16 protein-coding genes are annotated in these 13918 nt (G+C 46.7%); 1 reads left to right on the forward strand and 15 read right to left on the reverse strand.

All coding sequences use genetic code 11. The annotated features are described in order from the left end of the window. Nucleotides 1-3: 3 nt before the first annotated feature. From aroB to mtrB, 11 genes are all read right to left on the reverse strand, one after another. Complete coding sequence (aroB, locus tag MKY23_RS17590; protein WP_154983671.1) at nucleotides 4-1098, reverse strand: 3-dehydroquinate synthase; 1095 nt, start codon at nucleotides 1096-1098, stop codon at nucleotides 4-6. A 1-nt stretch (nucleotide 1099) separates the two neighbouring features. Then, complete coding sequence (gene aroC, locus MKY23_RS17595) at nucleotides 1100-2269, reverse strand: chorismate synthase (protein ID WP_154957579.1); 1170 nt, start codon at nucleotides 2267-2269, stop codon at nucleotides 1100-1102. A gap of 168 nt (nucleotides 2270-2437) precedes the next feature. Further along, nucleotides 2438-3229, reverse strand: a complete 792-nt coding sequence (locus MKY23_RS17600) for a protein-glutamate O-methyltransferase CheR (protein ID WP_154983672.1) — start codon at nucleotides 3227-3229, stop codon at nucleotides 2438-2440. Nucleotides 3230-3253: 24 nt separating this feature from the next. Continuing rightward, the gene (gene ndk, locus MKY23_RS17605) at nucleotides 3254-3697 is read right to left on the reverse strand and encodes a nucleoside-diphosphate kinase (RefSeq protein WP_154983673.1); all 444 of its coding nucleotides are present in this window, start codon (nucleotides 3695-3697) and stop codon (nucleotides 3254-3256) included. A 136-nt stretch (nucleotides 3698-3833) separates the two neighbouring features. After that, entirely contained in the window at nucleotides 3834-4808 is a 975-nt protein-coding gene (locus MKY23_RS17610) for a polyprenyl synthetase family protein (protein WP_090917219.1), read from the reverse strand. Between the two features lie 351 nt (nucleotides 4809-5159). Beyond that, a complete protein-coding gene (locus MKY23_RS17615) occupies nucleotides 5160-5780 on the reverse strand; it encodes a flavin prenyltransferase UbiX (RefSeq protein WP_090917221.1) in 621 nt (206 codons plus the stop codon). Further along, the gene (locus MKY23_RS17620; protein ID WP_339831166.1) at nucleotides 5780-6646 is read right to left on the reverse strand and encodes a UbiA-like polyprenyltransferase; all 867 of its coding nucleotides are present in this window, start codon (nucleotides 6644-6646) and stop codon (nucleotides 5780-5782) included. Before MKY23_RS17620 ends, MKY23_RS17615 begins: the two co-directional genes overlap by 1 nt. Beyond that, nucleotides 6639-7367 carry a demethylmenaquinone methyltransferase gene (locus tag MKY23_RS17625; protein ID WP_090917226.1) on the reverse strand — a complete coding sequence of 243 codons (729 nt, stop codon included), beginning with the start codon at nucleotides 7365-7367 and terminating at the stop codon, nucleotides 6639-6641. The genes MKY23_RS17620 and MKY23_RS17625 overlap by 8 nt, the downstream gene beginning before the upstream one ends. Before the next feature lie 15 nt (nucleotides 7368-7382). Next, nucleotides 7383-8246, reverse strand: a complete 864-nt coding sequence (locus tag MKY23_RS17630) for a heptaprenyl diphosphate synthase component 1 (protein WP_339831170.1) — start codon at nucleotides 8244-8246, stop codon at nucleotides 7383-7385. 107 nt (nucleotides 8247-8353) lie between these two features. Further along, entirely contained in the window at nucleotides 8354-8899 is a 546-nt protein-coding gene (locus tag MKY23_RS17635) for a hypothetical protein (protein ID WP_339831172.1), read from the reverse strand. Between the two features lie 142 nt (nucleotides 8900-9041). Beyond that, nucleotides 9042-9263 (reverse strand): trp RNA-binding attenuation protein MtrB, encoded by a 222-nt coding sequence (mtrB, locus tag MKY23_RS17640; protein WP_090917232.1) that lies wholly within the window; start codon nucleotides 9261-9263, stop codon nucleotides 9042-9044. Nucleotides 9264-9407: 144 nt separating this feature from the next. Between mtrB and MKY23_RS17645 the strand changes: the two genes are divergently transcribed. After that, nucleotides 9408-9560 carry a hypothetical protein gene (locus MKY23_RS17645; RefSeq protein ID WP_167375654.1) on the forward strand — a complete coding sequence of 51 codons (153 nt, stop codon included), beginning with the start codon at nucleotides 9408-9410 and terminating at the stop codon, nucleotides 9558-9560. Nucleotides 9561-9652: 92 nt separating this feature from the next. Here MKY23_RS17645 and MKY23_RS17650 read toward each other — a convergent pair whose 3' ends face one another. From MKY23_RS17650 to MKY23_RS17665, 4 genes are all read right to left on the reverse strand, one after another. Then, on the reverse strand, nucleotides 9653-9925 hold the full coding sequence (locus MKY23_RS17650; protein ID WP_090917341.1) for an HU family DNA-binding protein: 273 nt from the start codon (nucleotides 9923-9925) through the stop codon (nucleotides 9653-9655). A 216-nt stretch (nucleotides 9926-10141) separates the two neighbouring features. Continuing rightward, entirely contained in the window at nucleotides 10142-11128 is a 987-nt protein-coding gene (locus tag MKY23_RS17655; RefSeq protein ID WP_123066011.1) for an ABC transporter permease, read from the reverse strand. Further along, nucleotides 11125-12642 (reverse strand): sugar ABC transporter ATP-binding protein, encoded by a 1518-nt coding sequence (locus tag MKY23_RS17660; RefSeq protein ID WP_339831176.1) that lies wholly within the window; start codon nucleotides 12640-12642, stop codon nucleotides 11125-11127. The genes MKY23_RS17655 and MKY23_RS17660 overlap by 4 nt, the downstream gene beginning before the upstream one ends. A 78-nt stretch (nucleotides 12643-12720) precedes the next feature. Further along, the gene (locus tag MKY23_RS17665) at nucleotides 12721-13818 is read right to left on the reverse strand and encodes a sugar ABC transporter substrate-binding protein (protein ID WP_154890625.1); all 1098 of its coding nucleotides are present in this window, start codon (nucleotides 13816-13818) and stop codon (nucleotides 12721-12723) included. Nucleotides 13819-13918 lie beyond the last annotated feature (100 nt).

Below are 13918 nucleotides of genomic sequence, written 5' to 3' on the forward strand. Positions count from 1 at the left end.
CTGTTATTCTCCCTTCCTAAGCAGTTCAATGACTTCACGAACAACCGTAACCGGTACATCCTTCACGATTCTGGCAGATCCAATCCGATCAGGAACGATAAAGACCATATGGCCCTCGCGGAATTTCTTATCATGCATCATCGCTTCCATCAAAGCATCCGTACTTAGATGTGCAGCTAGTGTCACGGGAAGACGAAGAGAACGCAACATACGAACAGTATCCTCATACAGCCCTGCTGGCGCTCCGAGTTTCTCACCCAGTAGTGCCGATCCAGCCATACCGATAGAAATGGCTTCTCCGTGCAGAAATTCACCGTATCCAGCAATCGCTTCAATCGCATGTCCAATCGTATGACCTAGATTCAGGAGTGCACGTTCTCCATTCTCACGTTCATCATTGGAAACAATCTCGGCTTTGATGCTGCATCCACGTTCCAGACCATATCCGAGTGTATCCGGGTCAAGCGTAAGCAGCGCTTCGGCGTTTTCTTCGCACCAATGGGCAAAAGCTTCATCACGGATCAGTCCGTGCTTCAGCATCTCGGATAAACCGGCCGATACATCTCTTGGCGGCAACGATTGAAGTGTGTCAACATCATACAGTACAAGCTCCGGTTGATGGAAAGCACCAATCATATTTTTCGCAAGAGGATGATTGACCGCCACCTTACCGCCAACGCTACTGTCATGAGCCAGAATGGTTGTTGGGATCTGCACAAACTTAACCCCGCGCATATATGTAGCTGCGACAAAACCAGCCAGATCGCCCACAACGCCTCCCCCTAGAGCAAGAATCGCCGAACTGCGGTCCAGTTTGCCTTCAATCGCTACCGTCATCATATCCTGATATACCGCAAGTGATTTCGAAGTCTCACCAGACGGCACGACTGCGGATACGACGGAATAACCCGCCGCACGCAACGTTTGCTCTAATCCATGCAAGTATATCGGGGCTACATGATCATCTGTAATGATCAGAAGTGGACTTTTTTTAGTCAATCCATATTGTTCGAAATATTGCGGAGCTTGAGCCAGCAGGCCGCTGCCAATCAATATAGGATATGAGCGCTCTTCAAGCTGTACTGTCAACTGACGCATATTAGTAATTCTCCAATTGTGCTTGGTAGCTGGCAACGTTTGCCCGAATCTCCTCCATGGAATCCCCGCCGAACTTCTCCAGGAATGCCTTGGCAATTTCCCAAGCAACGACATGTTCCATAACAACGCTAGCTGCCGGAACCGCACAAGCATCGGAACGTTCAACCTGAGCCGAAAAAGCTTCTTTCGTATCGATATCTACGCTTTGCAACGGCTTGTACAACGTTGGGATAGGTTTCATTACTCCACGTACCACAACCGGCATACCGTTAGTCATACCGCCTTCAAACCCGCCCAGACGATTCGTTGCACGGTGGTAACCACGATCCTCCGTATACAGAATCTCATCATGTACCTGAGAGCCGCGAATCGTACCCGCTTCGAAGCCGATACCGATCTCCACACCTTTGAACGCATTGATCGACATTACACCTTGAGCAATACGAGCATCCAATTTGCGATCATATTGTACATAGCTTCCCAGACCGACAGGAACGCCTTCAACGATACATTCCACGATTCCACCGATGGAATCTCCTTCTTGCTTGATCTGATCGATATAGGCTTCCATTTTCTTCTCAGTCTCCGCATCTGTCACACGAACTGAAGATGCTTCTGTCACGGCGATCAGTTCATCAATCGGAAGCTCCTGGTATGGTGCTTCAATCTCCCCGATACGAATAACCCTTCCAGCCACTTTAATACCGAATTCAGCCAGAAACTGTCGTGCAATCGCACCACATGCTACACGTACAGTTGTCTCACGCGCACTGGAGCGTTCCAGAACGTTACGCAAGTCTTTGAGATTGTACTTCAACCCACCGTTAAGGTCGGCATGCCCAGGGCGTGGGCGATGAACACGGCGTTTTTCCTCATCAGTACCTTCAATCGGCTCAATGTTCATAATATTCTGCCAATGCTTCCAGTCATTATTTTGAACAACGAGCGCTACTGGAGCACCAGTCGTATATCCGTGACGAATTCCGCCAACAAAATTAGCTTGGTCTTTCTCAATCTGCATCCGGCGTCCGCGGCCATACCCTTTCTGGCGGCGATGAAGCTGGAAGTTCAATTCTTCAAAATCAATATTCAAATTACTTGGCAGTCCTTCAATAATTGCGGTCAATTGGGGTCCGTGCGTTTCCCCTGCGGTTAAATAACGTAAACTCATAATACGTTCCCCCTTTAAACTGTTAAACTTCACATTGCTAAAATCCCATAATTTCTTTGCTTATTATAGTATAGCTGACCAGCTTTGACAAGAAAGCCTCTTTTTCTTATGCAAACAACCGCCTGAGCACATCTTCATGCACCTCAGGCGGTTGATCTATACACTGATTTATTTTTTCCGATAGAAAAACGTCTCTGCCGTCTCCAGCCCGTATTGTCCTGGGGAGAAAATCTGCTCTGTGCTGCCTACGAACAACATCCCACCTGAACGCAGACTGGCTGCGAATTTGTGATACAGCAGGTTTTTCGCTTCCTCTGTAAAATAAATCATGACATTCCGGCATACGATCAGATCGTATCCATCATCAAAACGGTCAACCAGCAAATTCTGCTTCTTGAAGTTGATCGAGCTTTTTAATTTCTCATCAATACGATACATCATACCGTCTTGCTTGAAATATCGACTCGCCGTTTCTGGAGGCACGTCTTTCAGCGAACGTTCCATATAACGGCCTTCCTTAGCCTTAGCGAGTGCACCTTCATCCAGGTCACTTGCCGTAATGGAACTTTCTTTCAAGATGCCTAGCGTATCCAAAATCATGGCAATCGTGTATGGCTCCTCACCAGTCGAACAAGCAGCGCTCCATACCTTGACCTTGCGTTTGGAACCCACCAGCTCAGGCAGAATCTCATCACGCAACACTTCCCAGCGATTCGGGTTGCGCCAAAATTCCGATACGTTAATGGTCATGCGATCCAGAAACTCGTAAAATAACGACTTCTCCTTCTGCATCGCATCAAAAAAGAGTGAAAATGTATTAAACCCGTTTTTGTTACGTAGTGTGGTCAGCCTTCTTTTCATCTGGCCTTCCTTGTACTGAGCAAGATCAATGCCTGTGCTCTCTTTAATTTTACGAATGAATCCGGCATAATCCGGGTCTAGTTGTTCTTGCTCCAGCATCGTACATCACCCTTTGGCTAATAATTACAACCAGCCTGCGATGCTCTTCTCATAGGTTACCAGCTCGTCCGGGCTAAAGAAATTGGCAGCTTCACGAGTAGCACTTTCCGGCGAATCTGCTCCGTGAATGAGATTATGCGGTGTATGGCTAGCGAAATCTCCGCGGATTGTCCCTGGAGCCGCTTCCTTCACATTCGTTTTACCAATGACAATACGTGCAAGTGTCACAATATCGTCGCCCTCCCATACCATGGCAAATACAGGGCCAGAAGTGATAAAACGAACCAGATCATCAAAGAACGGCTTGCCCTCATGTTCAGCATAATGGCGCTTCGCCTGTTCTTCCGACATCTGCACCAGTTTTCCTGCTACCAGCTTAAATCCCTTGTCTTCCAGACGGCTGATAATACGGCCGATCAAACCACGCTGCACACCATCCGGTTTCACCATCAAAAAGGTACGATCCATTACCAGTTCACTCCTCACTCACGGTTCAAAGTTAATCACTATGTAAACGCAATCCCTTTGATTGTAACATACAAGTCCAAATCCTCCCAATGAGGATTTTCACATCCGTGTAGAGCATTAAACAACACAAGCAAGCTTAATGTGTACGTTTAACGACAAAGTGAGCAATGTCTCGCAGATTTTTAGTGGTCTTGATATTAGGCAGCTGATCGAGAGCATCGAGCGCTTTCTTCATATATCGGTCAGCAAGGGCTTCTGCTTTAGCAATTCCTTGACTTTGGCGAATCATTCCAATTGCATCCGATGCACTTGCACGTCCTTCTTCATGATGCACACGCGAAATTTCCTTGAGCAACGGCTCACGTAACTGTTCTTCTTCCAGAGCATACAGCACAGGTAACGTGATGTTCCCTTGTTTCATATCACTTCCTGGAGGTTTGCCAAGTTGTTTCTCCGTACCCACCAAGTCCAGAACATCATCCTGAATCTGAAAAGCCATACCCACATTATATCCATAGGTATACAACAAAGATGAAATGTGCTCAGGTGCACGAGTAGCGAGTGCTCCAAGCTGGCAGCTCACTGCAATCAGAAGTGCAGTTTTGCGACGAATACGTAGCAGATAGTTACGCACACTCTGACCTGTATTAAAAAAGTCCCGAATCTGTTCCATCTCACCAATGGACATCTGTACCATGGCTTTGGCAAGGATGCGGTGAATAGCCGGATCAGAAAGTCCTGCCGTCATCTCTAGCGCTTTGCCATAGATATAGTCTCCTGTATACATCGCAATCCGATTGTCCCATTTAGACTTGACGGTGGGTTTGCCCCGGCGAGTCTCCGCATTATCGATGACATCATCATGAACGAGGGAAGCAGAATGAATAAGTTCCAGTGGAACGGCTACGAGCTTCAAACGCTCGATATCGTATGTACCAAATTTGCCACCTAAAAGCACAAAAACAGGCCGCAGTCGTTTTCCACCTGCCTTAAGCAGATGAAGCGAAGTTTCACTCAGTAACTTTTGTTCGCCTTTTACGCTACGATACAACTCTTTTTCAACGTAATCCATGTCCTTTTTTAACAATCCGAAAATGTCCAATAGTTTCATTCGTTCACCCGTGTCAGCGTATTGTCAATCCAAAAATCCATGCTTACCTTCCCTTCCAGCAAGCCCGAGCCTACAGGCAAAAACGTCGCCCCAGGCTCGCCGTTCCTGCTTGTGATCTTCTACAGCGTCCATCATGATGACTATTCGAATGCCAGCACCGACATTCGGGATTTAAACGCTGCGACCAAATCTGAATCAACCAAAAGTACAGAAGTTGCCGGAGCATGGGTCAAGACTGTGGACACATTTATCTGGCCATCAGCACTCACCGATACCCCGGGAGTCAGGGGATCATGTCCATGTGTCGCACTTTTCTGATCCGGTTATTCAGAAAAGCGCGACCCGGCTACATTATCCCCGTTCATCCGGTTCTCCCCATCTAGTAAACAGTTGATGCGGGATGCGCAAGCTATCCAGCACTTTACCTACTAAAAATAAAATTAAATCCTCCATGCTCTGAGGTTTGTAATAAAAGGCAGGCATCGCCGGGATCATTCGCACACCAAGACGTGAAAGCTTCAGCATGTTTTCCAGGTGAATAGCATGCAAAGGCGTCTCACGAGGCACAAGAATTAACGTCCTGCCTTCTTTCATCATAACATCTGCAGCGCGTGACATCAGATTGTCTGAAGATCCGTTTGCAATCGATGAAAGAGTGCCCATGGAGCAAGGCATGATAATCATGCCTTCCGCCAGATAAGAACCGCTGGCAATCGAAGCCCCAATATCACTAACGGGATGATAGATTAACGATCCACCGCGATGACCAAATTTTTCTTGGAGCAGGCTCTCCCGGTTCGTCACATCCCAGTCCATTTCTTCCTTTAGTACACGCCAGCCAGCATTGGAAACAACCAAATGAACGGCATATCCAAGGTCAAGCAACGTTTCAATCAATCGGATACCATATATGCTGCCACTCGCTCCGGTGATTCCGACGACAAGTCGTTTATTCTCCGGTTGCTGCATCATTATTTCACCGCCAGATCAATGAATGTAAACGTAAATACGACTAGGCTGAGTACACTATTCATCGTAAAGAATGCCGTTTGTACACGGCTCATATCATTAGGTGACACAATATAGTGCTCATAAAGCAGGATACCATACGTAATCAGCATACCTGCGCCATACCACCAGCTCAGATCGGTCATTAGTAACAGGGCAAGAAAACCAATCGCCGTAATGACATGAAAGAACTTGGCAATCTGCAATGATTTCACAAGTCCGAAGCGGGACGGAATGGAATGCAGACCTTCTCCCTGATCAAAATCCAGATCCTGACATGCATAAATAATGTCAAAACCGGCAGTCCAGAATACAATCGTAACGTACAGAACAATCGCTGTCCAATCCATAGTACCTGTCACAGCCACCCATCCTCCCAAAGGAGCAAGGCCAATGGTCATCCCCAGTACGACGTGACAAAGCCATGTGAACCGTTTGGTGTACGAATATAGCACTAACATGAAGACTGCAATCGGCAACAACTGCATGGATAATACATTAAGATTGGATGATGCCCAGAATAATAAAATAAACGAGATGATGATAAAAATAATAACCTCGCCATTCTTCAGCAAGCCTGCTGGAATAGCTCTCATCGCCGTACGTGGGTTTTTTGCGTCAATCGCCTGATCAATAATCCGGTTCAAACCGAATGCGGCACTCCGTGCACCAACCATGGCAAGTAATACCCACATAATCTGCATCCAGCTCGGGAACGTATTGTTAACAACCATCGATCCCAGGATAGCGCCCATAAAAGCAAAAGGTAAAGCAAAAAGCGTATGTTCAATCTTGATCATTTCTAAAAAGATGCGAATTTTCCTAAACATTCTGATTCTCCTTGGTTCCAATATGCAGTGCCGCGATGCCTCCGGTTAGAGGGTAGGCCTGCACCTGTTGCAATCCAGTTTCAACAAAAATGTCTGCCAGTTCCTTTCTACCCGGGAAAAGCGCCAGAGAGTCCGGCAGCCATTTATACTGCTCATAACGTTTGGCAAACAGTTTCGCCATATTGGGCAGCATGTGCTCAAAATAAAAATAATAAATGCCTTTAAACGGCTGCCACGTCGGTTTGGACAATTCCAGACAAACCACCATACCGCCGGGTTTTACAACACGTTTCATTTCAGACAAAACCTGTCTTAGATCAGGCACGTTACGTAAACCGAATCCAATCGTAACATAATCGAACGTATTGTCTTCAAAGGGCAAAGACATGGCGTTCCCTTGAACGAGCGTAATCTGTTTTGAACGGTTCACCGCATCAATTTTCGTCTGGCCCACTTCCAGCATGTTGCTACTGAAATCCAGCCCGTGCATGTGCCCCGTTTCACTTGCCTGTGCCATAGCGAGCGTCCAGTCGCATGTGCCGCAACACAAATCCAGTCCCGTATCTCCCTTGGACATATTCATCTTCTTCATCGTGAATTTACGCCAAGCTTTATGCCTGCGGAAACTCAGAATATCATTCATGACGTCATACTTGCCGGCTATACTCTGAAAAACCGAATGGACAAATTCTTCTTTCGGTTTGGTCTCTCCGCTACCCATTCGTCTGTCTCCCCCTCAATCTTCCCTTACTGCCGCATGTGAAGGCTGCACATAGGACAGGTAAGGCTCAAGAATTGCCTCGAACTCATGCATATCTTGAAGACCTTCCTCATCTTGCAGCAAAAGCTGAATGCGGTGTGTGCACTCGCGAAGCTTGTCCAGCAACACCTCGCTTATGCTGTGTTTAAGCACCATAGAGCTCCACATACGTGGTTCGAGCTCCATTTGAGTCAAATGACCGCGTTCCTCGTCATTGCCGTTCTCGTACACATACCAGAACGCATAGCTATGAAGCATACGCTTCTCGTCACGCATCCGATCCATCTCTTCTATGATGGTTTCGCAAGTGCTGAACTCCATCAGCAAGCTGTTCCATAACGGCTTATCCTCAACAGGAATCATGTCTGTAAATGAAAGAAACAGCTGCATTCTCAGCTGTACCGTTTCACGCAAATATTCATCAGCCGAAACGAGAAGTTTTTTCATCCGTTCATACAGCGTCATCTTACGTGCGTTTACTTCGGAAACAGCACCGCTAAGCTTACCGATCATTTCTATTTTGCCTGCATGAGCAAGCAACTGATAGAAACGGCTACTCAGATAATCTCCAGCGAGAACATTTAATTGGCGTGAACGCATCTCTTGTTCTCCCCGATCACCGGAGATCGTATCGATTCGATCATGCGTATCCATAGCCAACTGAACAAGCGAGGTCGCAAGAGCGTAAAGTTCCTGATGACCCTTTTCGTCTGTTCGGCCCACAAATACCTGTAACAGACGCGCCCGGCTATCCGGAAATGACGGGATTTCCGTATGTTGTCGAATCATGTCGTAATCCGTATATTTCTTTGCAAGTTGGGGTACACGATATGAATTCATTCTCATCCTCCGAGGCTTTGCTTTGTCAAACCATTTCTGCACTACAATCTTATATATTATAGCATATGTTTATTCGGCACGCACTGAATCCTGCTATTTGATTACCCCTAACTGGTCATTTCGAACTGCTTCTTCCACAGTTCCGTCTGCATCAGATTGAACCAGTCTTTTAAATCCTCCGAAAATGCCGCGCTTTTCCACGTGCGAAGCATGTCAATGGCATACATAGGCCATTCTCCTCGCCTGATATCTGCCGCAAGTAGCAGATGACGTCTATGCACCCATTCATCCTCGGCCATGACGCGAAGGAGCACCTGCTCCACGTTGTCTACACTGCGAAAACTCAGATCCACGACTGCCGCCATATTTTCATAAATTTCAGTATAACTCGTATTCGTTCCTTTGACTTTGAGGTCAAGTGTCAAAATAGACTGTTTCCACTCCACTCTAGCAATCGGCGTAGACATATGAAGTGAACTCAGTACATCAACCAGATTATCATTGGTCAACTGGATCGTTTGATGAGAAGCGGTTACAGGCTCTGCGCGGTCCCCGCCCCATGTACGTGTATGTAAGCTTTGAAAAACCACGAGCACGATGACTGCCGCAATCGTTGACAGCATGGACGCAGTCACAATCATTCCCGGTTTCATAAGCGCCTCCCTGCCTTTACCTGTTAGTGTAGTCTGTCCGGTAAAGGCTCATACCTCATTGTACAATCAAAAAAAGCAGGCTATGCCTGCAATTTTCATCTCATACAACCTTTTTAATGTACCTAGTCAAACTCTTTCAAGACTATTCCGATTCAATCTCTCCATGCTTCGTAATCAGCGTAGCTTTTCCCCGGATTTTAATGGCTGAAGTATGTGTTGTAAATTGGGCAATCATCACTTCGCCTTTGTCCAGCTTCTCCGTGTGGTGAAATCGTGTGTCCTGCCCCCGGGTCAAGCCAATCACCTGTACACCGTTTTCTTCTGCTTTAATTACGATAAAGTCATTGCCCGTAGAGTGATCCATCCCGCACGTCCCCTTTTCTGATTTCATAGCGTTAATGATGATCAAGATTGTTTCATTTGTCAACAAGCCCTGGAGGGAATATACCGCAAGAAACCATAATTCCCGGGTCATACTATAACGATCAGCCAGGAAAGGAGAGTTTGCATGAAGTACACCCCCGCTGTGCTCAAGGATGAGCATGTACACCAGTTACAGGAGATTGAGCATCATCTGTCTGCCGTTACGGGCAAAGATCTGATTCTAATCGCTTACAGTGAGCAACCGGAACTTTCGGAAAAAAGTAAAGAGGTTGAGTAACAGATTACGAAAATTTCCTGTTTACAGGCAAAAGAAAAGGCCGTGAACAAGTCACGGTCTTTTTTCGTTGACATATGGAATATGTAGAAATCTTATTTAATTCCGTCTTTGAGCGCTTTACCTGGTTTGAACGCAGGAATTTTGCTCGCAGGAATTTCGATTTCTTCACCTGTTTGCGGGTTGCGTCCTTTACGTGCAGAGCGCTCGCGAACTTCGAAGTTCCCAAAACCAACCAATTGTACTTTGTCTCCGTTTTGAAGAGCCTCAGAGATCGCTTCGAATACGGCATCAACCGCTTTCGTTACATCCTTTTTGGACAATTCAGTAGCCTCGGATACGTGTGTAATCAAGTCTGATTTGTTCATTTGTTTTTCACCTCCTGAATCAATGTCCTGAATGTTATACTGTGTTTCCGTTTTATAAGGAAATATACGTTCATTCACAAAAAAACGTTGACCATTTTGAGCGATGAACATTCATCTCCGCCTGCGGCCCACAGTCATTTCTGGTAAAAGCCGCCTGAAACCTCGCGTGTTTCTGACGCCGAACAAATTTTATACTAATACAGACAGCACACAATTTCAAGTGCGGCTACGGTTTAAAACGTAAAATGTAACTGCCAGAGCCAGCACAAGCACTCCGCCTTTGACAATATCATGTGTAAAATACTGGACATTCATCATCGTCAATCCATTGACCAGGACACCAATCAGAACGGAACCGATAAAGGTTCCGATTACATTCGGCTTCCCGGCGCCAAAAACAGAAAAACCAACAAATACAGCAGCTACGGATTCCATTAACAATGGAGATCCGGCATCAATCTGTCCCGATCCCACTTTGGACGCATAGATGATTCCTCCAATAGCCGCGAAGATTCCAGCTGCCACATAAGCAAGTGTTCGAACCTTTTTCACCTTGATCCCAGAGAGCCTTGCCGCCTCCTCATTTCCGCCTGTGATATACATTTGCCTACCATATTTGGTGTATGTCAAAAAGATATGAACACCGATTACAGCAATAAGCAGCAGGATAACAGAAATCGGCATCCCCAGCCATTTCCCTTGCCCAATCAACAGAAACGTCGGGTCCATCTCTCCAGCAGCCTTACTTCCATCCGGGAACTGCATATGGTTGTAAATTGTATATCCCTGCGCATAGGTTTTGTGGATACCTCCGATAATGTACATTGTCGCAAGCGTTGCAAGCAGATCCGGAATACGCAGTTTTACAATCAACAGCGCGTTCAGCAGACCAATGACAGCCCCGATAACGAGAGGTACGATAATAACGACAGCAAGAGGCTGTTGATACCAGATCATTAATGACGCAGTAACAACGGTTGTCAGCGAGACGGTCGCTCCCACAGAGAGATCAAATCCATCTACAATGAGAGATAATGTTACACCAATCGCCACAAAGGTTACGATCGAGATCGAACCCAAAATATCCGTCAAATTGCTATACGTGAAGAAATAGGGCAGTTTTATGCCGAAAAAAGCAATAACGCCTATAATGACTATAATCGCCCCATAACGGAACGCAAAATCGAGTGATTTATCCTTCATGCTTCCACCTCTTGTCCACCGCTTGCATAGTAAAGCAGCTGTTCTTGGTTCGTCTCGCCACGCTGGAACTCTTTTACGATAACCCCTTCACACATGACCGCAATACGGTCTCCGATCCCCATTCCTTCATCCAATTCACAAGTGAAATAGATCACCGCTTTACCAGCCAACGCCAACTCATTGATAATGCGGAAAATGTCACTTTTCGCCCCGATATCCACACCTTTTGTTGGTTCGTCAAAAATAAATACATCTGCATCCGTACGCAACCATTTTCCTATGGCTACCTTTTGCTGATTACCACCACTTAAATACTTCACTTCTTGTTTCACGGAAGAAGTCTTGATGCCGAGTTGTTCCACTAGTGAATCTGCATGATGACGCTCACGTTTGCGGTTAACAAAGCCCAGTCGACTAAGCTTGGAAAGCAAGGGCAGGCTCAGATTACGTTCCACGTTCTCCTGAATAAGAATGCCTTGTTTACGTCGTTCCTCCGGAACAGATACAATGCCTAGAGCCGCTGCATCCGCAGGTTGAGACAGACGGATGTTCCGTCCGAGTAACCTTATCTCGCCTGCCTGCAATCGATCAGCACCAATCAGCATACGAGAGCATTCCGTTTTTCCAGCACCCACGAGCCCAACCACAGCCAGCACTTCTCCGCGGCGAACCTCAAGGTCCACCCCTTTCACCTTCAACCCCCGCCGAAGACCTCGGGCTTGCAGCAGCAGCTCTCCCACAGGTGCTTCGGTCTTGGGAAACTCTTCTTCGAATGGTTTACCTAACATTTGCGTAACCAGATCATTGATCGTCAGTCCATTTGTTTCACCGGTAAACACATGACGCCCGTCCCTCATCACAGTAACCCGGTCACAGTGACTCGTTACTTCGGCAAGACGATGGGTAATGAAGATGCAGGCTACCCCGCGTTCCTTCAGCAGATGTACAATGCGAAAGAAGGCATCAGTCTCCTCTTGACTCAGAGGTGCAGTTGGCTCGTCGAAAATAATAACCTTGGCATCCTGAATCAGGATACGCGCAAGCAAAATCATCTGTTTCTCGGCCAGGGTCAGCTCGGCCACTTTACGGTGAATCGATATATGATCTGCCCCGAGCTGTTTCAATGCTTCCTTGGCACGTTGTTGCAACGTTCTTGGACTTTTCCACCATCCTCCAGCCGATGATGCCAACTGATCTAGCATAATATTCTCGAAAGCCGTCAGCTGCGGCACAAGTGCAGCATCCACTTCCTGATATACACAGTGAATTCCGCTTGCCTTGGCTTCTCTCGGAGAATGGAGGCCCAGTTTATAGCCATTTAGACGGATCGTTCCCTCATCCAGTTGGTACGCGCCTGACAGTATTTTCATCAACGTACTTTTGCCGGCCCCGTTCGCTCCAAGGAGGGCATGGATCTCTCCACCTTTTACAGAAAAATGTACGTCCCTCAGCGCAGGTATGCCTGAAAAATGCTTATGGATATGCTCCATATCCAGTGATATCGGGTCCTTCATGATGTTGCCTCCAATCAGCTGTATTGCCTGTTATCGCCTGAAAAAAAAGCACGCCTCGCGGCGTGCTTCTAACGCTGCTTACTTCGCAGTGATCCCGTACTCGCTCATCCAGTCCTTAATCCCTTGAGTACTGCCTCCCCAGCCTTTTACGTACTCAGACAGCTCAGATGTGGAGATTTGTTTATCAGGCAAAGCCTCGCGTTGTACGTACACCGGATTAAGAACAACCGCATCTTCAGTTTGGTCCCCATGCAACTTCTGGTATGCATATCGAACTTGTACACGTCCAATGTCTGTTGGGTCTACAGCCGCGGAAGCAACCCAAGGATTTTTAGGGTCCTGAATCATTTGCAGATCTTCATCACTCATGTCAATTCCATACACCTTAATCTCATCACGCCCTGCTTGCTGAATGGCACGCGCCGCACCTTTTGCAAACTCGTCCCACGCGGCCCAAACCGCTGTAATTTCACCTTTTGGATATTGTTTCAGGATGGCCTCCATTTTGGCTTGCGTGTCCAGCGCCGGGTTCTGAGCAGAACCAAATGTCGCAATTTCTTTGATCTCCGGATTGGCTTTCAAGAATGCTCCGTAAGCAATCTGGCGACGTTCCATTGGAGCAAAACCGGCCACCCAGACTTTCACGATGTTACCTTTACCATTGATATCCTTTTTCATCTGTTCCAGTGTTAGTTCAGCCATCTTCTGGTCATCTTGTGACAACACCGTAGCGCCCGGCACACTGATCGCTGCATCAAATACAACGACTGGAATCTTTTGCTCAACCGCTTTTTTCACCCCTGGTTCCAGGAGCGAGTCACCGTGATCTGTCAAAATGACATCAAATTTCTGGTTGATTGCACTGTCAAGCAACGATACCATTTTGGCTTTATCGTTATCTGCAACAAAGGTGGTGAGTTCACCGCCGAATTTGGCGATTTCCTCTTTCACTCCTTGTACATACTGCTGTGAAAATGTCCCTGTATTAAATTCCATAATTAGCGCAACCCGTTTACCGCTTAAAGGTCCTGTAACGGCTTCCGTCTTCGGTGTTTCACCTGCTGATCCTGATGCAGAAGAGGCCGCTGGTTCTTTTTTAATTCCGCAAGCTGACAACGCCAGTACCAATACGAGTAAAACGCTTAACCCAACCCATTTGAAATTTCTTTTCTTCATCTCGTTCTCCCCCTGTTTCGCTCGCTGTGACTTCAATCACAATAGTTGTTTATTAATATAACGACTAATCCCCAGTATGTAAATAGGTTTTAGTGATTTA

The organism is Paenibacillus sp. FSL R7-0272 (genome assembly GCF_037969905.1).
Classification (GTDB): Bacteria; Bacillota; Bacilli; order Paenibacillales; family Paenibacillaceae; genus Paenibacillus; species Paenibacillus polysaccharolyticus.